Source organism: Mammaliicoccus sp. L-M44 (assembly GCF_022386355.1).
Lineage (GTDB): Bacteria > Bacillota > Bacilli > Staphylococcales > Staphylococcaceae > Mammaliicoccus > Mammaliicoccus sciuri_A.
Window position 1 is genome coordinate 1 of the sequence record NZ_JAJNIU010000030.1, and the last position, 22182, is coordinate 22182.

At 33.8% G+C, this 22182-nt stretch carries 21 protein-coding genes, 1 pseudogene and 1 riboswitch; of the genes and pseudogenes, 7 read left to right on the plus strand and 15 right to left on the minus strand.

What is annotated here, in order from left to right; all coding sequences use genetic code 11:
- Positions 1 to 140 precede the first annotated feature (140 nt).
- Positions 141 to 1592 (minus strand): 6-phospho-beta-glucosidase, encoded by a 1452-nt coding sequence (locus tag LQ611_RS12590; RefSeq protein WP_103362050.1) that lies wholly within the window; start codon positions 1590 to 1592, stop codon positions 141 to 143.
- A 107-nt stretch (positions 1593 to 1699) separates the two neighbouring features.
- Positions 1700 to 2599, minus strand: coding sequence for an EamA family transporter (locus tag LQ611_RS12595; RefSeq protein ID WP_103362049.1), 900 nt, complete (start codon positions 2597 to 2599; stop codon positions 1700 to 1702).
- A gap of 276 nt (positions 2600 to 2875) precedes the next feature.
- On the opposite strand from LQ611_RS12595, the gene LQ611_RS12600 reads away from it, so the two are divergent.
- A complete protein-coding gene (locus LQ611_RS12600) occupies positions 2876 to 3388 on the plus strand; it encodes a YfiT family bacillithiol transferase (RefSeq protein WP_025907557.1) in 513 nt (170 codons plus the stop codon).
- Between the two features lie 147 nt (positions 3389 to 3535).
- Entirely contained in the window at positions 3536 to 4843 is a 1308-nt protein-coding gene (locus LQ611_RS12605) for a CitMHS family transporter (protein WP_107572949.1), read from the plus strand.
- Positions 4844 to 4924: 81 nt separating this feature from the next.
- Here the strand turns inward: LQ611_RS12605 and trhO are convergent, their stop codons facing one another.
- From trhO to LQ611_RS12625, 4 genes are all read right to left on the minus strand, one after another.
- Positions 4925 to 5872, minus strand: coding sequence for an oxygen-dependent tRNA uridine(34) hydroxylase TrhO (trhO, locus tag LQ611_RS12610; RefSeq protein ID WP_103362047.1), 948 nt, complete (start codon positions 5870 to 5872; stop codon positions 4925 to 4927).
- A gap of 238 nt (positions 5873 to 6110) precedes the next feature.
- Positions 6111 to 6530, minus strand: coding sequence for a MarR family winged helix-turn-helix transcriptional regulator (locus tag LQ611_RS12615; RefSeq protein ID WP_025907563.1), 420 nt, complete (start codon positions 6528 to 6530; stop codon positions 6111 to 6113).
- Between the two features lie 248 nt (positions 6531 to 6778).
- Positions 6779 to 7111, minus strand: a complete 333-nt coding sequence (gene spn, locus LQ611_RS12620; RefSeq protein WP_107565939.1) for an SPIN family peroxidase inhibitor — start codon at positions 7109 to 7111, stop codon at positions 6779 to 6781.
- A gap of 96 nt (positions 7112 to 7207) precedes the next feature.
- Entirely contained in the window at positions 7208 to 7699 is a 492-nt protein-coding gene (locus LQ611_RS12625; RefSeq protein WP_107565938.1) for a GNAT family N-acetyltransferase, read from the minus strand.
- Between the two features lie 173 nt (positions 7700 to 7872).
- Between LQ611_RS12625 and LQ611_RS12630 the strand changes: the two genes are divergently transcribed.
- Entirely contained in the window at positions 7873 to 8697 is an 825-nt protein-coding gene (locus LQ611_RS12630) for a class I SAM-dependent methyltransferase (protein WP_025907569.1), read from the plus strand.
- 25 nt (positions 8698 to 8722) lie between these two features.
- The gene (locus tag LQ611_RS12635) at positions 8723 to 9193 is read left to right on the plus strand and encodes a peptide-methionine (S)-S-oxide reductase (RefSeq protein WP_025907571.1); all 471 of its coding nucleotides are present in this window, start codon (positions 8723 to 8725) and stop codon (positions 9191 to 9193) included.
- 173 nt (positions 9194 to 9366) lie between these two features.
- On the opposite strand, the gene LQ611_RS12640 is transcribed toward LQ611_RS12635, so the two are convergent.
- From LQ611_RS12640 to fni, 5 genes are all read right to left on the minus strand, one after another.
- Positions 9367 to 10443, minus strand: coding sequence for a phosphomevalonate kinase (locus LQ611_RS12640; protein WP_037589206.1), 1077 nt, complete (start codon positions 10441 to 10443; stop codon positions 9367 to 9369).
- Between the two features lie 12 nt (positions 10444 to 10455).
- Positions 10456 to 11439: a diphosphomevalonate decarboxylase gene (gene mvaD, locus LQ611_RS12645; protein WP_107634148.1), complete on the minus strand. Its 984-nt coding sequence runs from the start codon at positions 11437 to 11439 to the stop codon at positions 10456 to 10458.
- Between the two features lie 5 nt (positions 11440 to 11444).
- Positions 11445 to 12368 (minus strand): mevalonate kinase, encoded by a 924-nt coding sequence (gene mvk, locus LQ611_RS12650; protein ID WP_025907576.1) that lies wholly within the window; start codon positions 12366 to 12368, stop codon positions 11445 to 11447.
- Positions 12369 to 12485: 117 nt separating this feature from the next.
- A complete protein-coding gene (locus tag LQ611_RS12655) occupies positions 12486 to 13460 on the minus strand; it encodes an SMP-30/gluconolactonase/LRE family protein (RefSeq protein WP_037589209.1) in 975 nt (324 codons plus the stop codon).
- Positions 13461 to 13659: 199 nt separating this feature from the next.
- Positions 13660 to 14706 (minus strand): type 2 isopentenyl-diphosphate Delta-isomerase, encoded by a 1047-nt coding sequence (fni, locus tag LQ611_RS12660; RefSeq protein ID WP_107565935.1) that lies wholly within the window; start codon positions 14704 to 14706, stop codon positions 13660 to 13662.
- Positions 14707 to 14907: 201 nt separating this feature from the next.
- Here fni and LQ611_RS12665 point away from each other — a divergent pair, with 201 nt between their 5' ends.
- Positions 14908 to 15819, plus strand: a complete 912-nt coding sequence (locus LQ611_RS12665; RefSeq protein ID WP_107565940.1) for an osmoprotectant ABC transporter substrate-binding protein — start codon at positions 14908 to 14910, stop codon at positions 15817 to 15819.
- 269 nt (positions 15820 to 16088) lie between these two features.
- Here LQ611_RS12665 and LQ611_RS12670 read toward each other — a convergent pair whose 3' ends face one another.
- Entirely contained in the window at positions 16089 to 17333 is a 1245-nt protein-coding gene (locus LQ611_RS12670) for a Glu/Leu/Phe/Val family dehydrogenase (protein ID WP_103362038.1), read from the minus strand.
- A 676-nt stretch (positions 17334 to 18009) separates the two neighbouring features.
- Here LQ611_RS12670 and LQ611_RS12675 point away from each other — a divergent pair.
- Positions 18010 to 18933 carry an AEC family transporter gene (locus tag LQ611_RS12675; RefSeq protein WP_025907587.1) on the plus strand — a complete coding sequence of 308 codons (924 nt, stop codon included), beginning with the start codon at positions 18010 to 18012 and terminating at the stop codon, positions 18931 to 18933.
- On the opposite strand, the gene LQ611_RS12680 is transcribed toward LQ611_RS12675, so the two are convergent.
- Entirely contained in the window at positions 18930 to 20237 is a 1308-nt protein-coding gene (locus tag LQ611_RS12680; protein WP_103362037.1) for an NtaA/DmoA family FMN-dependent monooxygenase, read from the minus strand. The two genes, LQ611_RS12675 and LQ611_RS12680, sit on opposite strands and share 4 nt — an antisense overlap.
- Before the next feature lie 30 nt (positions 20238 to 20267).
- On the minus strand, positions 20268 to 21020 hold the full coding sequence (locus LQ611_RS12685) for a 3-oxoacyl-ACP reductase (protein ID WP_119475499.1): 753 nt from the start codon (positions 21018 to 21020) through the stop codon (positions 20268 to 20270).
- Between the two features lie 109 nt (positions 21021 to 21129).
- Positions 21130 to 21232: riboswitch (TPP riboswitch) on the minus strand.
- Between the two features lie 134 nt (positions 21233 to 21366).
- Here LQ611_RS12685 and LQ611_RS12690 point away from each other — a divergent pair.
- Positions 21367 to 21957: an FAD/NAD(P)-binding protein gene (locus tag LQ611_RS12690; RefSeq protein WP_107565932.1), complete on the plus strand. Its 591-nt coding sequence runs from the start codon at positions 21367 to 21369 to the stop codon at positions 21955 to 21957.
- A gap of 135 nt (positions 21958 to 22092) precedes the next feature.
- Here LQ611_RS12690 and LQ611_RS12695 read toward each other — a convergent pair.
- Positions 22093 to 22182 (minus strand): annotated as a pseudogene (locus LQ611_RS12695) (IS6 family transposase); the annotation flags it as partial.

Consider the following 22182-nt stretch of genomic DNA (forward strand, 5'->3'; position numbering starts at 1 on the left):
ACTAGGCTACTTATCCCCTATAGAATATAGGGAATTAGCAGCCTAGAAAATAGTGTTTTTATTGAGCTCCCTTAGTAAGGGTGCAGTGCCAAGTGGTGTTCCTGTTTTTTGGATTAAATAATATTTAATTAAATTACTTTTTATGATTTAGAAAAATAATGTTGACCGTTGTTGGCAATAATATTCTTATACCAATAGAAGCTTTTCTTTTTGATTCTTCTTAACGTACCACTTCCATCATTGTTTCTATCTACATAAATGTAACCATAACGTTTATCCATTTCACCGGTACCATTACTTACGAGATCGATTGGTCCCCAGCTTGTATAGCCGATAATATCAACGCCATCTTGAATTGCTTCAGCTATTTCAGCAAAATGACGGTCGAGATAATCAATACGGTAATCATCTTCTACTGTGTCATCATCCAATAGTTTATCTTTTGCGCCAAGACCATTTTCTACAATAAATAGTGGTTTTCCATATCGATCATATATTTGGTTGCATGTAATACGCATTCCTTTTGGATCAATTGTCCATCCCCATTCAGATGTTTCAAGGTAAGGGTTTACTACTGAACCAAAAATATTACCATCCGTGAAGTTTTTCAAAACCTCTGGGTCGGCGCTTGTGCATCGACTAGCGTAGTAACTAAAACCAATATAATCGACGGTGTGCTGTTTTAATAATTCTAAGTCACCATCTTCGAATTGAAGTTCTATATTGTTTTCTCTGAAAAATCGTTTAGCATACCCGGGATACACACCTTTAGATTGAACATCAATAAGGAAGTAAGAATCACGCTCCATTTCTATCACTTTCAACATATCATCAGGATTGCTGCTATATGGGTAGGCACAACCTGCTGCCAACATACAACCTATCATCGCATCTGGTATGATTTCGTGACAAGCTTTTACAGCAAGTGCACTTGCAAGCAGTTCATGATGTGCTGCTTGATACAACACTTGATCTTTGTTTTCTCCCTCCTCGAACACAATCCCAGCTCCTGTATATGGAAGGTGAAGCAGCATATTAATTTCATTAAAAGTCATCCAATATTTTACTTTGTTTTTGTATCTATTGAATAAAGTTTTTGAATACCTTTCAAAAAGATCAATCATTTTACGGTTCTTCCAACCTCCGTAGTTTTTAATAAGATTTACAGGAATATCAAAATGGCAGATTGTTACGACGGGTTCGATATTATATTTTAGTAACTCATCAAAAACATCATCATAAAATTGCAACCCTGCTTCGTTTGGCTCTGAATCATCGCCGTTAGGGAATATTCTTGCCCAGGATATTGAGAGTCTAAAACACTTGAAGCCCATTTCGGCAAAGAGGGCAATATCTTCTTTATAACGGTTATAGAAATCAATAGCTTGATGAGATGGATAAAATTCGCCTTCAATTGGATTGAAGGAATCTAATTTTCCCTTAGCTATATCGTTTCTTTTAGGACCAGTTGGTAATAGGTCAACCGTCGTAAGTCCTTTGCCATCATCCAAATATGCCCCTTCAATTTGATTTGCAGCAGTAGCGCCACCCCACAGAAAATTATCTGGAAAACTAGTTATTTTTTTAAACATTTTAAAATTCCTCCTGAAATAAAATTGAAATTTTGAGTTATTGATTTGATGTAGTTAATAATCTATATAGTTGTTTGTATACAAAAATGCTGACTGATAAGCTTTTACTAAGAAATAGAGTTAGCCCCTTGTTTACGCCTTTTTCTGTACTTAACATTTCCAACAACAATGCCTATTAAAATTAGAATTACACCAATCCACTGAGATAAACTGACGTGTTCTAATAAAATCAGTGAAGACATCGTAACTGCTACTGGAAGCTCTGAAGCAGTTAATATGGTACCAAGTCCTGGACCAACATGTGGCATTCCAATTGAGAATAGAAGCGGTGGAAGTGCAACACCAAGTAATCCGAGAAAAACGCCATAAGGTGCTAAACCTGTTAAAACAGAAACATCAAATAAAAAAGTTGGTGGATATAATGCAAATACAACCATTAAAGCACCAGTGGAAAGGAGTGCACTTTTTAATACTGGTGGAGTATCTTTCTCAACAGTTCCACTAAGAAATATAAAAGTAGTAAATGATAGAGATGCAAGTATTCCCCAAATTGTCCCTTGCCATGTTAGCGTGCCACCTTCTTGTGAAAGGACGTTTGCTGCTAAAACTGATCCAATTAATAAAATTGCTATAGAAATGAGCTTCTCTTTAGAAGGCTTTCTCTTATAGATTATCAATTCAAAAATTGTACCAATCCAAACAAATTGAAATAAGAAAATAATCGCTAATGAAGCATCCAGTGTTTTAAGTGACTGATAGTAAAAAATACCTGTCAATCCGAATGGAATACCAGATAAGAGCAAGGTGACAATCTGTTTTAAAGTTAATTTTCTCTTCTTAGAAAATAGAAAAATTCCCCATATCAATACTGCTCCAAAAAAATATTGTGCGCCGGTTACCTCTGCAGATGAGAAACCTGTAGAGTACGCAAGTTTAACAAATGTTGATAATACGCCGTAACAGCAACCACCTAAAAAAACAATTAATACATAATTCCAGTTTTTCAAAAATATTCCTCCTTTTTTGTACAAAAAAAGCCACACAACTACCCAAGGCAGCTGTGTGGCGAAAATAGAATGATATCTAGAAAAATCCACAATCTTATAAAGATTTTATTATTAATTTCGATTTGATTATAACGTTGGCAATGTTAGTTGTCAATAAGTTATAAAGTCTTTAGTAATTTTGTTTATAGCCATACCACTCAATCTGTTTAATTTTCATTCATCATAAATATAACCTATAATAAAGATGAATTTAATCTAATGAAAAGGGTGATTATTGTGGATGTAAGATTTCCGATTGGAGAATTAGAATTACCTGAAAAAGTGACAATGAATGATATTAATCAGTGGTTAGATGAGATTGGTAACTACGCAAATCGATTAAGAAAAGTTGTTGATGGATTAAACGACGAAGCATTAAAGAAAAAGTACAGAGAAGGTAGTTGGACAGTGAGACAGCTTGTCCATCATATAGCCGATTCTCAACTGAATATGTATCAACGTTTGAAAATTGCTTTAACCGATGATAGAAAGCCGACAATAGTTGGTTTTGATCAAGAAAAATGGATTGAATTACCAGATAATGAATTACCTATCGAATGTTCTCTTAGAATGTTAGAAGGTATTAACGAACGGATTGTTGCTGTAGGACGAAGTTTAACTGAAGAACAACTGAAACGCGCATTCATTCATGAAGATAATGGTGAAACAACAGTAGCCTTTAAAATCGCAAAGTTATCATGGCATGAAGAACATCATTTAGCACATATTAAATTAGCTTTAAATAATTAATCACATTACCGTCCAAATTATATTTGGATGGTATTTTTTTATATTAAAATATGGTAATTAATATTCTTAAAATTTTTAAAATAGTCTATTGCGAATATTTATAAAAACGCTTACAATAATGAAATACAATAGAGAGGGTACTACAACATGAATTTGGCAATACTTGGATTTATAATGGTTATCATTTTTATGATTCTCATTATGAGCAAAAAGATGTCAGCTTTAGCAGCATTAATTATAGTGCCAACAGTTTTCGGACTGATTGGGGGATTCTATTCTAAATTAGGCGAATATATGGTGGATGGACTATTAACAGTAGCACCAACGGGTATTATGCTCGTATTCGCAATTTTATACTTTGGGGTTATGATTGACGCAGGATTATTTAATCCTGTTATTGAAGGAATTATGAAAGCAGTTAAAGGAGATCCAGTTAAGATTACAATTGGAACAGTCGCTTTAGCTTCATTAGTTGCATTAGATGGAGATGGCACGACAACTTTTATTATTACAGTTACGGCTATGCTTCCTTTATATAAGAAAATGGGCATGAACTTATACATATTATCAACCTTAGCATTGCTATCTATTGGCGTTATGAATATGACGCCATGGGGTGGTCCAACTGCAAGAGCGATTTCTTCGCTACAGTTAACGACTGAAGAAGTATTTACACCGATTATTCCAGTAATGATAGCTGGCATACTATTCGCTGTATTTGCAGCTTACGTATTAGGTGTTAAAGAAAGAAAAAGAGTCGGTATTAAAAATCATTTAAGTTTAACACTTGATGAAATGCATAATTCTAATGGTACAGATGAAGATGAAAAAGCATTATTAAGACCGAAAATTGTGATTGTTAATGCACTTTTAACAATATTATTACTAATCGCATTGATTACAAGTTTCTTACCAATTCCAGTATTATTTATGATTGGTTTTGCAATTGCATTACTAATCAATTATCCAAGCCTTGAAGTGCAGTCTGAATTAATTAAACGTCATGCAGGTAATGTATTAGCAGTTGTAGGTTTAGTGTTTGCGTCTGGAATTTTCACAGGAGTTATGAATGGTACTGAAATGGTAGATGAGATGGCAAAAGCGTTAGTAAATGTTATTCCTGAATCAATGGGTAATCATTTCGCACTTATCACAGCAATCTTAAGTATGCCATTCACATACTTTATGGCCAATGATCCATTTTATTATGGTATTTTGCCAATTTTAGCAGAATCTGCCCAACAATTTGGTGTCGCAAAAGCTGAAATGGCAAGAGCATCGATACTCGGACAACCATTACACGTATTAAGTCCACTATATGCTGCAGGTTATTTATTAGTCGGTATGTTAGGCATAGATTATGGTACAAACCAAAAAGTTGTTATGAAATGGGCAATAGGTTCCTCAGTATTTATGATATTTATTGCTGGAATAATAGGTGTTATTTCGTTTTAATTAATGTTACATAATTTCCATAGGCATCACTAACCCCCCTTACTAGTGGAATAGTAAGGGGGGTTATTTAGTGATATTTATTTATACTAATGCTTTAAAGTTTTCTAAGCGGTTTGCTTTTTCTTCTTCGCTAATGTTGTGTGCTTTTACGTAACGGTTTCTTTCGTGTGATGCACATTCGTGTGAGCATGCACCTAGATATTTGTGTTCGTTCTCTTCTGTAACTAAGAATTGACGGTTACATTCTGGGTTACTACAGTTAATGTATCTTTCACATGGTGTGCCGTCGAACCATTCTTTACCGACCACTGTTTTTTCGACTTGGTTTACGTCTACGCTAATTCTTTCATCGAATACGTACATTTTGCCGTCCCAGAATTCACCTTTAGTTTCTGGATCTTTACCGTAAGTTGCGATTCCGCCTTCTAATTGGCTTACGTCTTCGAAACCTTCTTTTAATAAGAAGCCTGAGAATTTTTCACAACGGATACCGCCTGTACAATAAGTGACGATTTTCTTATCCATAAATTGTTCTTTATTCTCTTTAATCCAGTCTGGTAAATCTCTGAATCTTGTAATATCTGGACGAATTGCACCGCGGAAGTGTCCTAAGTCGTATTCGTAATCATTTCTTGCGTCAATGACAATTGTATCTTCTTCTAATAAAGCTTCTTTAAATTCTTTTGGTGATAAGTAGTTACCAGTTAATTCTCTAGGATCTACATCTTCTTCTAAGTCTAATGCTACGATTTCTGGTCTTGGACGCACGTGCATTTTTTTGAAAGTATGTCCTTCAGCTTCGTCGATTTTGAATGTAATGCCTTCAAATCTTTCGTCTGCTTTCATTTGTTCCATGTATTTATCTGTGTCAGCTTTCGTACCTGAAAGTGTACCGTTAATACCTTCAGTTGCTACTAAAATACGTCCTTTAAGTTCAAGGTCTTTACAAAATTCTAAATGCTCTGCTGCAAAAGTTTCGGGGTCAGTAATTGTTGTATATTTATAAAACAATAGTACTCTATAATCCATTTTCTTATCTCCTCTAATTCTCTTTTTTATTTATATGATATGTCAATTTGAAAGTATCTAGTTGATATGGAACAATTTTTATATGAATGCACATTTTTATCCTCATTATATTGTATCAAAAAAGTTGCATTTTTCAATTGTTTGATTTTGTAAAATAATATGAAATCGTTTTTATCTTTCATTTTGTGTGAATTCGAGGGTGAAAAGGAGTTATATTGACTGATATTTAATGAGAAAGTTAAACTTGTAATTCGCCTTCTTTAATTTCTTTTGTGCGATCGCCAAAGTGGTTGTCTAATTTAGTTAAAGTGGATATAAAGTTCATAAATTCATCATCAGGTATTATTTTTAATAAGTAATCTAAATTTGTGATACATATCTTATTCAATTCTTTAATTTTTTCACGACCAACGTCTGTGATAAAGACATGAATTTTTCTATTATCTTCACTATCCATTTTCTTTTCTACAAAGCCTTCTCTAATTTGTTCGTTTAGTAAACGACTTAAATTTCCTTTATCCGTTTCTAAGGATTCGGCAAGTCCAGCTAATGTCATACCTTCATTTTCACTAATAAAATACAATAAGTTCAGGTAATTTAATGAATAACCATTATTATTAGCAACATGTCCACATAGAAATTTAAAATTAGTATTCAATCGTAAAAGCTTAGTTTTAAAATCTTGTAATAAATCTTCTTTCTATATTTTCCATATTGTATTCCTCCATTAAATTAATTAATGCATTAAGATTTTATCAAACTTTCAATCATTAAAAAAGTAAAATTTCCTAAATAGTATAAAAAAGTTTAGTTATTAAGTACAATTAAATGATTATGAATCATAATATGTAAATTCACATAAAAAAGTTGAATAGCATGTATAATGCCATTCAACTTCATTATTTCTTATCTCCAACCTTTATGATTTCTGTATTTATAAAAAGCAGAAACATCAATATTTTGTTTTTCAGCAGTTTTAATAACTTGTCCTACATTTTTAAAGCCTAATAATTTAAAATAATCAATAAGTTGCTGTTTAGTTAATGTGTCAGTATCTTTGTTTAATAGAGCTGCTAAATCTTGATCAGTATGGAAAGATAAGCGCGCATCATCATGAAGCGTTAATCCATTTTGAGAATACGTTCTAGCATCAGCATGATGAGAATCAGTAACACTCACCGCACCAAAACCTAAAATAACAGCAGATAAAGTAACAGGAATTAATTTTTTGAATTTCATATATAACCATCTCCAATCATTTGATGAGTCGATTATAATATAAAAATTCCCAAAAAATAGGCAGTTAAAAGTTATTTAATAATAGTTAAGAATGAGTTAAGAAATAGGGGAGAATAAATCCTTCTCCATTAATTTTGTTAAATCACCATCGTTATTTATTTCTACGCCGGTATCTACAAAGCCTAATTTAATATATAGCTCATATGCAATTTGATTTGGAATATCTACCAAGAGTGCAATGTGTTTTATATGTGGCATATGTTCTGATAAGTATTGATTGAGTTGTTGTAAGCTTTCTTTTGCGTAGCCTTGTCTTAAATAGCGTTTATCTGTTGATAATGATCTTACAAAAATTGTGGATTCATCTGGTGTTGAAAAGTACTTTGTAAATTCGCTATGTTCATGCAAGACGAAGAATACAGCCAGATTATCATCTTCTGTTAATCCTAATATGCAATGTCTATTTTTATTTTGTACTGCCAGTTCAATATTTTCTTTCGGTGTTTTTGTAAACTGAAGTTGTGAATTATCCATTTGATATGACTGCACTTTATCATAATAATTGTCGTTATATGCAATTAACTTCATAGTAGACCTCCAATATGTATTCTAGATTAAATCATCTCTTTTATGTCTGTTAGATTATTTATTGTATTTTATCATAATTTGAATAGCCTTCCTCAAAAAGAATAAAAAGTTTAAGTTGACATTTTTTTACAATGTGTAATAATAAATTTAAAATTCTAGTGGGAGGCTATGATATGTCAGAGTTAAAAGGAATTCCTGAATCTATGTTAATACCACTTGCTGTTAAGGCGAGAGAGACTTTAAGTGATATGCCAATTATTAATGATCCTTTATCTGTTAAAATAATAAAAGAAATAGATAATCCTGTACTTGATACATATGTGGACTGGCTATCACAGCTTGGTATTAGTATTAGGACAGAAATTTTAGATGAAATTGTGATTAACTTTATTAAACATGCTAATCATCCATTTATTATCAATATTGGATGTGGATTAGATACGCGTCTCAGTCGATTGAAATTGAACAATATTCCTTGGATTGATATTGATGTACCTGAAAGTATAAATCTTAGAAAACGATTTTTTAATGAAACTTATTTTTATAAAATGATTAATAAGTCTATGTTTGATTATAGTTGGATTGATGATGTTAAACGTAATGTACATTTTAAAGAAGATAGTGATATTTTAATAATATTTGAAGGTGTGTTAATGTATTTTGAGAAAGTAGAAGTTGAAGCTGTATATAAAGAGATTGCTCGTTTATTTGATAAGCATCATTTAGTAATTGCTTCAGAATTTTGTTCAAAATTTATGACTAAACATACAAATAATCATCCATCTGTCTCTAAACTTTCTAGTAAACCATTATTTAAGTTTGGTTATAATAATGTCGCAGAGTTAAAAGACATTTTGCCTGACAGTTGGAAAGTGGTTAAAGAATATAATTACTTTGATAGATATTCTCATAGATGGCGCTATTTGAAATGGTTTAAGTATATAGTCTATCTTAAAAATCGATTTAATAATAAAATTGTAATAATCAAAAACACTTAATATAAAAGTGTAGTGGGAGTTGGCAATGGAAACGATATATTTAGCAGGCGGTTGTTTATGGGGCGTGCAAGCTTTTGTAAAGACGTTACCTGGCGTAATTGAGACAGAAGCGGGTAGGGCGAATGGAAGTAGCCGTACACTTGAAGGTGAATACGATGGTTATGCAGAATGTGTAAAGACTGTATTTGATCCTGCAATCGTTAGTGTAGAAGATTTGATGGCATACTTGTTTGAAATTATAGACCCATATAGTGTGAACAAACAAGGTGAAGACGTTGGGTTGAAATATCGAACAGGTGTCTATAGTGAAGAAGAGTGTCATTTAGAAACTGCACGTCAATTTATAGCAAATAGAAGTGATGCAGACCGAATTGCAGTTGAGGTTAAAGCATTAGAGAATTATGTACGAAGCGCAGAAGAACACCAAGACCGTTTAGCAAAATGCCCAGACGATTATTGCCACATTTCCCAAGAAATGATGAATAAATATAAATAAAAGAGGTATGTGATTTGGGCGCAGAGGAGCTGTATTTATCAAGATTGACCAAACAAGATAAATAGAGGCGTCGAATATTGCAAGACGGCCCTGACTAGCAACATAGCAAAATTCCCCATATATCATTCCACAGAAAAAGCTAGGACTTGTTCAAAGTCCTAGCTTTTCTCATTTTATTGTCCGTGATAAATACTAAAGTTCAGTGGCTTAATGCCATTGCTTGACCACTCGTTGTATATTTTTTGTTTATTTCTATCGTTTTCTACAATTGTGATACCGCAGTCGCCGCCGCCAGCTCCTGATGTTTTACTTGCGCCACCGTATGATTCTCCGATATCGCATAATTTTTTAAGATGTGGTGTTTCGATATCTATTGTAGCGAATGAATCTAAATATTGAATGACAGTACGATTCTTTCTAATTGTATCTTGTACACCTTGTATATTGTTTGTCTTAAATGCTTTAATAAGTTGTTCGACATATTTCTGTGATTGATCTAAAAATTGTGTATATATTGTTGGGTCTGCTTTTAAGCGTTTAACTTCACTTACTAAATGATGTGAAGAAGCGGGTGAGCCTGTCCAACCGATTAATACTTCCATATGCTCTGGTGCTTGAAGTGGTTCGATGTGTAAGCCTGGCCAGTTTTTATAAAGGACATCCATTACAGATGTTTCTTCTATTTGTTGTTTAACCCAAACGTGATCAAAAGTACTATAGACTAACCAACCTGTATAAACACTTACTGCGATATCACCGCAAGAACTTAAACTTTGTAATTTCATATTAGCGATAACAGCTAATTTATAAATAAATAAATTTGATAATTGTAAGTTATAGAATTCGTTTAGAGCTTTGATAACAGATACTAATACTGCTGCACTAGAACCTAAACCATATTTATGACCGGATGCATCATCAAGGTTACTATCAATTGTTAAGTTGTAATGTCTTAATGTGACATTGGAACTTTTAGCAAATTGTTCAAAGACTTCTATAGCTTGTGTAATATATTTAAGCTGATCTGCAGCATCATTATCAGAAATGATGATTTTGTCTTGTTCTCTTGTAAATGTAATCGGCTCATGATGTAAAGTCTTAGAATGGATAAATCCTGATGATGAATTCGTATCTTCAATTGTTGCTGTCACAAATCGATCAACTGCAATTAAGACAGATTTATATCCAGGCTCTGTTACTGCATATTCTCCAGCAATATACAGCTTTCCTGGCGCTTTGACTTGAATCATTATATCTCTTCCTTACTCAATAATTTCAATTCCTGTGTTTGTAATATCACTCGCAATAACTTGTTCTTTATTAAAAGATTTAAGTAAAGCGTCTATTATAAATTGCTGGTTTTTCTTTTCGACTAATATTTTAACATTTGGACCTGCATCCATTGTAAAATAGCACGGATATCCAGCTTTTCTACATTGATGTACAATATCCATAACTTCATAACTTTCTGGTACTAAGTATGTGAAAGGTGGCTGTGCACCTAAATTAGTAGCGTGCATGCGTAAGCCATTTTCTTCGATGACTTCACCTAAATGTTTGAAGTCTTTGTTACGTATGGCTTCTTTAACTGATGCAATATCTTCATCAACATGATCTAACCAATATTGGAAGAAACGGGATGTGTCTCTTGTATGGGACATGCCTGAACGACTAGATACTTTTTTCGATTGGTTATTGATGACCACAAATACCATTGATAAATCTTCTTCCCAACCTTGAGCATCGATTGCGTGTGCATATGACGTTTCGTCGTCATGACCTTTTTCCCATTCAGCAAATCCACCAAAAATACTTCTAGAAGCTGAGCCTGACCCTCTTCTAGCTAATCTTGATAAATCTTTATCAGACATATTTAAGTTAAGTGCTTCGTTACAAGCTGCAGCAAGGGCTGCAAATGCGCTTGCTGATGAAGCAAGACCTGCTGCTGTAGGAACATAATTGACACTTTCAATATAAGCATAGTGTGAAGTATGACTACGTTCTCTTACAAGGTTCATAAACTGATAAATTTTCTTCGATTGTTCTTCGTTTACTTCTTCACCATTTAGAACGAGTATATCTTTCGTGTATTCAGGACTAAATATTACTTTTGTTTCTGTATAAAATTTATCAAGCGTAACGGATAAGCTATTATTCATGGGGATGATAAGTGATTCATCAGCTTTTCCCCAATATTTAATTAAAGCAATATTTGTGTGCGCGCGGGCTTTACCACTCATATTCAATCTCGTTAACCTCCTAAATTTTCAATCCAAGTATGATGAGCACCGAATTTTTCAGCACTTGTTGCAATTTTTTCAGCAATGTCGAGATTTTGAGCGAGTACAATCATGCTACCACCACGGCCACCGCCTGTAAGTTTACCAGCAGTTGCACCTTGTAATTTACTTATTTCAAGTAATGCTTCAATATTGTCATGACTAACTGTTAACTTGCGTAAATTTTCTTGTGCACGTTCAAATACGTGTGCTAATTTTGTGAAATCATGATGTTCGATTGCTTCATTAGCATCGTATACGAGCGTACCAATATGCTCTATATACTGCATATATTGTTCGTTATGATCACATAATTGGTGGACATCTTCGACTGCTTGTTTAGTAGAACCTTGAACACCTGTATCTATCACGACCATATAGCCGTTTATGGATAGTGGTTTTAAAGTTGTTACTTTTCCTTGTTGAAACCATACTGGTTTATTAGAGACAATCGTTTGTGTATCGATGCCACTCGGTTTGCCATGCGCGATTTGTTCTGCCCAATTCGCTTCTTCTATTAATAATTCATCAGAAAGAGGCTCTCCTATATAATCATAACTTGCTCTTACAAAGGCGATAGCCATAGCAGCACTGGAACCTAATCCTCTTGAAGGGGGAAGATTTGTTTCGAATTTAACATTTATAGGCTCTTCGATATGATGTTTATCGATAAATCTTGAAATAACAGATTTAATATGTTCAGGAGCTGATTGTAACGTTCCTTCATATACATCACTATTAATATATGAAGTATCACCTGCGTTAAGAGACTGGATCGTTACTTTCACTTTACCTGTTGTAAATGGAATCGCTATTGCTGGTTGTCCAAAAGTAACAGCATGTTCTCCTATTAAAATAACTTTCCCATTTGCTTCCCCGTATCCTATTTGTGCCATATTTTCAATCACCTTTAGTATTTCTTATTTTATTTTTGTTAAACACTTTATTATTATAAAGCTCTGTCACCATATATTCAAAAACTTTAACTAATTAATGTGTAATTATTACAATTTTTAATGAAATTGATAGCTATTATGACCTTTTGCAAAGCCTTTTGCTGTAAATAACCAAGAATCGCCACCACGTTCTATATCATTGGCGCAAATGATTAATTGATTTGTACCTGGTATAAATGCAGGATGTGTCGATCTTAACATATGTCCTTGATCGCGACCTGGCATTAATATTTGTCCGATAGGGTAACCACTTTTGTTAAAGACAAGTACTCTACCTTGACCATACATAGCAACATAAAGGTTATCGTCGCTATCAATGCAACAAGAATCTGGGCCTTCATGACCTGTAAAATGGTATGGAATAGATGCACCAAATGGTTCAATTGTCACTCCGTCTTCTTCTAATGAAATACGATGTAATCTATTCGCATTTGTTTCAGTCACCCATAGTACACGTTCATCAGTACTTAATGCAATACCATTTGCTACTGCGATATTTTGAATAATTGGTGTAATTGTTTGATGATCAGGTGAAACATAATATACGCCACCAAGTGGATTTGTAGAGTATCCTCTAAAATCCGTAAAGTAGAATCCACCTTTACTATCAAATACTAAATCATCAACACAATATTCTGTATCGATATCTGAAACGATACTTTGTGGATTTTTGCCGTCTGCATCAGTCGCAAAAATACCACCAGAACTTTTGAAGTCACCTAAATAAGACATATATAATCGTCCATCTTTATGTATTTTAACAGAAGCCGGGTTAGTTTTCTCAGATTTAAATACTGTATTGACTTTTTTCTCAGGTAAATCTACGCGGAAAATAGTCCCGCCAAATACTTCGCATAAGAAAAGATTATGATTTCTATCAAAGCATAAACCTTCTAATTGAAGACCTTCATCAGAAATTTTGAGCCAAGGTTCAGCTGTTACAGTTTGCAAGTGCTGTTCATGTGCAAGTAGTGGGACAGCACTTTTTGAAGCTTCCGTATAATATAAAGATGGTATATGTTGATCAGCCATGATAATCTCTCCTTTAAGTTGTACAATATAGAAAAGTACACATGTACTTTAAAGATGTGTTTAATATATATGTTTAATATTATCACTTTTAACTTACAATGAAAATGAATATTAAATTGCGAAAAATATGAATGATGTAAAAGATATTATAAACATATAAAAAACAGCTTTTCGAGAAGTGGAAAAGCTGTTTTTCTGATTAAGCTTTAATTGATTTCGCGCGTTGTTCTACATATGTCTGTAATTCTGGAGACAATACATAGCTGACTGATTTTAAATCAGATACGTTTGATGCATTCAATAAATTAGCAATGACATGCATTTGTTCGATAAATTGTTTCATATGTTCAATTGTATCTTCTACGCCATATGCATCTAAATATTTGAGAACATATCCAGATAAGCCAACAGCTTCTGCACCTAATACAAGAGACTTAATGGCATCGAGTGGGTTTTTAACGCCACCACTAGCTAATATATGAATATCTGCATTTAATAATTGTGCTTCTAATAAGCTTTGAACAGTACTTTGTCCCCATTGATTTAAGAATGCCATATCTTTTAACGGTCTTCTTTGATTTTCAATGTCCGCAAAATTCGTACCGCCTCTACCACTAACATCTACATATTGAATGCCAATATCTTTAACTTTTTGAATCGTTTCAGCACTCATGCCGAACCCAACTTCTTTGATGATTACTGGTATATCAATATTATCTTGAATTTCTTGAATGTTTGTTAGCCAATTTTCAAATTCAGTATCACCTTCAGGCATTATCAGTTCTTGAGGTGCATTGACATGAATTTGTAAGGCATCAGCATTTAGAAGTTCTATTGATTTCTTAGCTTTTGCATATTCAATATCTGCTCCGACATTACTGAATATTAGACCTTCAGGATTATCGTCACGTACTACTGTGAAACTTGATTCAGCGTTAGGGTCTTTTAGGGCTGAATGTGTAGAACCTACAGCCATTGGTATGTTACATGCTTTAGCAATTTGCGCTAACTCTTTGTTAATAGTTGCTGCTCTTTCACTTCCACCCGTCATCGCATTGATATAAATAGGGTATTTAAAAGTGAAATGCGGAAACTTTACTGATAAATCAATTTGATTTTTATTAATAGAAGGAATGGATTGATGTATAAGCTGTACTTTATCAAAATCAGTACTAACTGGTGAATACGTATCTAATGCCAGCTGAATATGTTCATTCTTCCTTTTGCTTCTTAATGAGTCGTCCATTCATTTATCCTCCGTGCGTCTATATGTTTAATGATATATTTTATCTTAATACACATTATAGCAGTTGTATAATTGAATATAAACTAAACATTGTTATACAATCCGCTTCAAAATCTTTTTCCAAATACCCGAAAAATCAATCAAACAATTTATGCTAATATTAATACTATACAAATATACATAAAATGGAGGAGAATCGTTATCAAATTTAAAAAACTTACTTTAATTTTAATTTGTACATTATTATTAAGCGGTTGTACTTTACCAGGCTTAGGTGGCGCATCGTCTGATACAGTGAAAATTACGGCGCTTGCTACAAGCGAGTCTCAAATCATGGCGCATATGATTCGCTTACAAATTGAGCATGATACAAAAGGACAAGTAAAACCGATAATTGTAAATAATCTTGGTTCTGCGGTAATTGAACATAACGCGATATTAAATGAAAATGCGCAAATATCTGCGACAAGATATACAGGTACTGATTTAGTAGGTGCTTTAAACTCTGAACCCATTACAAATACTAAAAAAGCTGAGAAAGCTGTTAAAACAGGTTTTCAAAAGAAGTTTGATCAAACATTCTTTGACTCATATGGCTTTGAAAATACCTTTGCATTTACAGTCACTAAAGAAACAGCTAAAAAGTACAATTTAAAAAAAGTTTCAGATTTAGCCAAGCATAAGGATGAACTAAGAGTAGCAAGTGACCCTACTTGGATTAAACGAAAAGGGGACGGCTATCCAGCTTTTTCAAAAGCGTACGGATTTGAATTTAAGGATATTAGAACAATGCAAATTGGACTTGTATATGATGCATTGAAGAATAAGAGTATTGATGCCGCACTTGGTTATACAACAGACGGGAGAATAGCAGCTTATGATTTAGTGACACTAGAAGATGATCGTCACTTCTTTCCACCATATGACGCCAGTCCATTAGCAACAAATGAATATTTGAAACATAATCCAAAAGCTAAAAAATCAATAGAAAAATTGGTTGGGAAAGTATCCACTGAAAAAATGCAAGAATTGAATTATCAAGCAGACGGTAAAAAAGAAGAACCAGCCATAATCGCAGAAAAATTCCTTAAAGCACATCACTACTTTGAATAGTTAATATAGTAAAAAGCAGGAACCATTAGAGCGGTTTCTGCTTTTTTGATACATATTGAGAGTGAAATATAAGGGAGATAGGTGATTCTTGGCTTAATAGAGTCGTTAAGCCAAGAGATGGCTGAAGTCGTGGCTTAAGTACTGAATAAAGCCAAGAGATGGTGAAAGTCGTGGCTTAAGTGAAGAGTAAAGCCAAGAGATGGTCCAAGTCATGGCTTAAGTGTCGAGTAAAGCCATGACATTCACTATTTTCATTAATACTCTATTTATTAAGCCCATCCTCTGAATCGTGTTGCTTCGGCTGTACGTCTAACACCTACAACATAAGCTGATAATCTCATGTCTAGTTTTCTCTTTTGTGAAATGTCATATACTTTGTCAAAAGCTTCGACAATCTTAGTTTTTAATAACTGATTCACTTCTTCTTCTGACCAATAAAGTCCTTGATTGTTCTGTACCCATTCAAAGTATGAAACAGTTACACCACCGGCACTGGCTAGTACATCCGGAATTAAAAGGACATCATTTTCTGTCAGAATACGTGTTGCTTCTTGTGTTGTAGGACCGTTAGCCGCTTCTGCTACTATACTCGCTTTTATGTCTCCTGCATTTTGTGCGGTGATTTGGTTTGCTAAAGCTGCGGGTACTAAAATGTCACAATCAATTCCAAATATATCTTCGTTTGGAATAATGTTATCAAATAAAGGTGTGATTCTACCGTGTTCTTTACGAAGTTCTAATAAATGATCAATATCTAAACCTTCTGGATCATATAAAGCACCTCGACTTTCTGAGATACATACAATTTTTGCACCTTTATCATGTAGGATTTTAGCGATAAAGCTACCAGCATTACCAAATCCTTGTATAACAACTTTTGCACCTTTGATATTAATATGCTTACGTTTAGCCGCTTCTTCAATCGTAATTACAGCACCTAATGCTGTTGCTTGTTCACGGCCTAGTGAACCACCTAAAGAAATGGGTTTACCTGTAATGAAATTTGGCGCGTTAACTTTATGCATAATACTATATTCATCCATCATCCAAGACATGATTTGAGCATCCGTATATACATCGGGTGCTGGGATATCCTTAGTAGGTCCTACGATTTGAGCAATTGCTCTAACATATCCACGTGACAATCTTTCTAGTTCATTTTGACTCATGCTATGAGGGTCACATTGAATGGCACCTTTACCACCACCATAAGGTAAGTTTACAAGGCCGCATTTTAAAGTCATCCACATTGATAATGCTTTTACTTCATTTTCATCTACATCAGGGTGGAAGCGGACGCCACCTTTAGTAGGTCCCACTGAACTATTATGTTGAGATCGATATCCTGTAAAAGTTTTTACAGATCCATCATCCATTTTAACTGGAATACGAACTCTTAAAAATCTAGCAGGTTCTTTAATCAATTCAAAAAGACCTTCATCGTACCCTAATTTATATAAAGCTTGTTCAATTATATTTTGTGTAGAAGTTACAAGATTGCTATTTTCACTCATGTTTGACGCTCCTTTGTTGGATAAAATAATGTCTAAAAAAAACATATTAAATAAAATTATAATACAAATGAAAATGGTTTTCAATAAAATAAACAGAATTTACTAAAAATTCTAATATGTATAATGATAAATTTTGTTGTATTTTAATGTAATGAGTGTAAGGTGTTGGTAGTAATTGGAAGTCGTGATATAATTTAATTACGAGCATATACAAATATAATGAAACCATTATATTTACTAGTGTGAATGAATCTTGGACAAATGAATTTTCGTACAAGATTCTTCTTTTTTATGTAAATGAAGATGTGTAGAAAAGAGGTTCAGGAAGTCATAGTGTATATTTTATAAATTGAGTAATGAGTGGAATGTGAATATTGGCTGTGATGTGAGTTAAAGAGGTAGTAAACTCACGAGATTGCTGAAGATGTGAGTTAAAGATGGAGTAAACACACAAGATCATAAAAGACGTGAGTTAAGTCCCTAATTAACACACGAGTTCCTTAAAAACCCAATTCTCTCGCATATCCGAGCCTCAAACATGATTTAAAGTCTGTATCATTCTCTCATATATAGCGCACGATTATTTGCAATATTAAAAAGACGCCCCCAACAATTTTCTAAGAATGTTATGATATTACTATCAAAAACTTATCTTAAACATCGTGGGGGTGTCTTTTTGTCTGAAATGCTCAATATTTTACTAACGGTTGTTGTACCGATTTTTCTAATGACAGCGTTAGGTTATGTGCTTCAAAAGCGTGTGAAACTTGATTTACGTACGCTCGCAAAATTAAATATCAATGTGTTTGTGCCTGGATTTATTTTTGCCAAGTTTTACAAAGCTGAGTTAGCGGTCAATTTATTATTATTAATCATCGTATTCTTCGTCATATACATAATTGCTTTATATATCGTCGCTTTTGCTATTGCCAAAATGCAAAATTTAGATAAGGGTAAAGAGACGACTTTAACAAACAGTGTACTCTTCTTTAACTCTGGTAACTACGGTGCGCCGTTAAATGATATTGTATTTAAAAGTGATCCACTCGCAATGTCTGCACAAGTTATTGTATTAACACTGCAAAATGTCTTCACGTTTACATATGGTGTCTTCGCAATTCAATCCGTTCAATTAGGTAAACTTAAAGCTTTACTCAATTACTTTAAGATGCCCATTATTTATGCACTCGTTCTTGCTATTATTTTAAATTATAATCATATTCCAATTCCTGAGTTCATGTGGACGACTGTCAGTTATTTGTCTGATGCTATGATTGCGATTGCTTTAATTCTTCTAGGTGCACAAATTGCCAATATTAAACTTAATTTTAAATGGTCATCTTCTTATATTTATATCTTTATAAGATTAGTTGTTGGACCAGCTATCGCATTAGTCATTATAAAATGCATGGGGTTAGATGGCATTATCGCACAAACATTATTCATTGCTTCAGCGATGCCAACATCCGTGAACAGTTCAGTTATTGCGCAAGAATATGATAATTATCCAGCTTTAGCTGCAGAATTAGTCTTTATGTCTACGTTGTTTAGTTCTATTTCTGTTGTTGTTGTCATTTATTTATCTTATTTAATTTTTTAATGTACATTTAAAAGTTCTTTAAATGTCTGACTTGAATAAGCTTCTCTATAGAGTCCGCGTCGCTGTAATTCTGGAACGATGTATGTTACAAAATCTTCAAGACTATGTGGTAAAGTAGGTGGCATTAAATTAAAGCCATCAGCAACTCCAGACTTAAACCAAAGCTCCATTTCATCTACTATTTCTTCGGGTGTACCTATTAATGTGAGATGCCCACCACCTGCATTGAGATAACCTAATAACTCTCTCACTGTAGGGGCGGTATCTTCTATAATTTCTAAAATTGTTTCATATCTACCTACTGGGCCATCGAATGCTTCAACAGGTGGAAGTTCTGGGACAGGTTCATCCAATGCCCATTTCGAACAATCTTGTCTAACAAACGTACTTAATTGTTTGATGGCATTTTCAATTGGTAAAGCTTTATCTAATTTTTCCTTTTTGAGCAGTGCTTCTTCACGTGTTTCGCCAACATAAGTGACTAATCCTGGGAAGACTTTAATATATTTCTCAGGTGTATCACTTGCGCTGATGGCCGTATTTAATTTATTTCTATAAGCTTTCGCTTGTTTCAAATTCCATGATACTGAATAAACCGCGTCTGCATGTTTGACGGCTAGTGCAATACCTTGTTTGGATGCACCAGCTTGCATAGCGACAGGTTTGCCTTGAGGACTACTTGGTGTCGATAATGGTCCATTTACTTGGAAATAATCGCCAGAATGATGAAAAGCATGCACATGCTCATGATTAATCACTTTATTGTTATGACGGTCATGAACAAAGTCTTCTTTATGCCAAGATGTAAATAGTTTGTCCATTAACTCAGCAAATTCTTGTGCTTTATGATATCTAGCATCATGCTGAGGTAAAGCTTTCATACTATGATTTTGAGCTTCTATATCTGTCATAGATGTTACTAAGTTCCAACCAACACGACCATTCGTTGCATGATCAAGCGTTAAAATTTGCCTAGCAGCAGTATAAGGGTTTGAAAATGAACTTGAGATTGTTGAAACTAAACCAATATGTTGTGTCACTTGTGATATAGCAGTCAAGTTCACAATCGGATCTAACCAGAACGCTGGTAATTCACTATCTGACTTTGCAGGGAAAGATTGATTATCTGCAAAGAACACGGCATCTAATAAACCTCTTTCTGATAGTTGTGCTAATGATTGATAATAAGAGATATCACCAATCTGTTCGATAGAGGAGTCTTCCATAAGCCATGCAGCTTGATGATGGCCACATCCATATAATAAGACACCAATATTGAGTTGATCACTTCTTAAATTACGCATTTCTATTCTCCTTATCTCTCTCTTGGAATTCTAGTTCATTGTTAAGCCGCCATCTACAGTATAATTTTGTCCAGTTATACCACGTGCTTTATCAGAAGCAAGGAAGCTCACCATATTTGCGACATCTTGTGGTGAAGTGACTTTTTTAAGAGGTGTTGATTGAGCAATTAAGTCGAATACTTCAGGTGTTGTTACAGAGCTGGCATCGGTTGTTTTGAGTAGGCCACCAGAAACAACATTGGCTGTAATGCCGTATAGACCTAATTCAGCAGCGATATTACGCGTGAAACCAATTAAACCAGCTTTCGCAGTTGTATATTCATGATAAGGTACGACAGGATTTTGGAATAAGTTCGTACCGATGCTAATGACAGCACCTTGTTTTCTTTCAATGAATTGTGGTGCAACACTTTGCACGATATTAAATGCTGCTTTTAATGTGCCATCAATCTGTTGTTGATAGTCTTCCCATGTAAGATCGACGAATGCTTTTTGTTTTACTGGATCAAATTTAAAGTTAACTAAGGCATTGTTGACAACGACATCAATTTTTCCAAAATGTTTCGTACCTTCATCAATTAACTGATCAACTTCAGAACGATTTGTCACATCCGCTTGAATAGCAATCGCTTGTTCTTCACCGATTTCAGCAACTAACTGTTCTGCTAATGCTTTACTATTATGATAATTAATGATGACTTGATGACCTTCAGATGCTAATGTACGTGCGATTGTTGCGCCTAATCCTCTACTACTACCTGTTACTAATATTGTCTTTGTCATATGTAACACTCCTATACAGAATTTTAAATAAAAAAATACACAACCTTCTCGTAAGAAAGTTGTGTAAAAACAAAGATATTTATAAAAAGGGCATAGTCATCCCTATAAATTCATTTCACAAACACTTTCCTACGCTAGTACGATCTAGTTCAGGTTCAAAGGGTTCGAGTTCATACTCATCTCAGTTAAAAAAAACACCCCTAGTGCATCTATTTAATTACTATCAATGTATAGTTTTTAATAATCGATGTCAAGTTTGTATAAATGTTCAGTTGCAAACGATAGGGAAAATCGGTTATGATATAAAACGTAATGATTACGATTTAAGAAGAATAAAGGTGATAAGATGAAGTGGACGATAGTAGGTGGTGGCATCCACGCGATAACGATAGCATTAGAATTAAAAGTTAAAGGATTGAAAAATAAAGACTTAACAATTATTGATCCGCATGATGTGTTCTGTCATCAATTTGACCATCGAACGCAAAATATTAGTATGCCTTATTTAAGGTCTCCAATCGTACACCATGTTCACCCAAATCCTTTTCATTTAAAACAATATTTTAAGAAAATGGATTATGCAGGTGGTATTTATGGTAAGTATAAAAGGCCGAAAAGAGATATGTTTATGGACCATACAGCGGAACAAGTTAAATATTATCGATTAACGGAATGTCATATTAAAGACACGGCTGTAGATATAAAGAAAAATCGCGATAAATGGTGCGTCGTTTTAGAATCAGGGGAGATGATATATACACAGAATGTTATCATCGCATCTGGTTGTAACCATAAGCCAAAGGTTCCAGAAATGTATGAGCATGCACAAGATGTACAACATATTTTTGAAGATGTAAATATTCAAAAATATGTTGTTGGAAGTAGGATATCAGCTGCACATTTAGCTTTAAAATTAATTTATCATGATAATGAATAACATGTGCATTTATGGACGAATAAGCCGTTAGAAATTCATGATTTTGATGCTGATCCAGGGTGGTTAGGACCTAAAAAGGTTCTGTTGCAAAGTAAAAAATATAGCTAACCACTAATTTATCATGTCAGTGTTCTCTTAACTTGCTAGCATGATGCTAATTTCGTGGCATGGCGAAAATCCGTAGATCTGAAGAGACCTGCGGTTCTTTTTATATAGAGCGTAAAT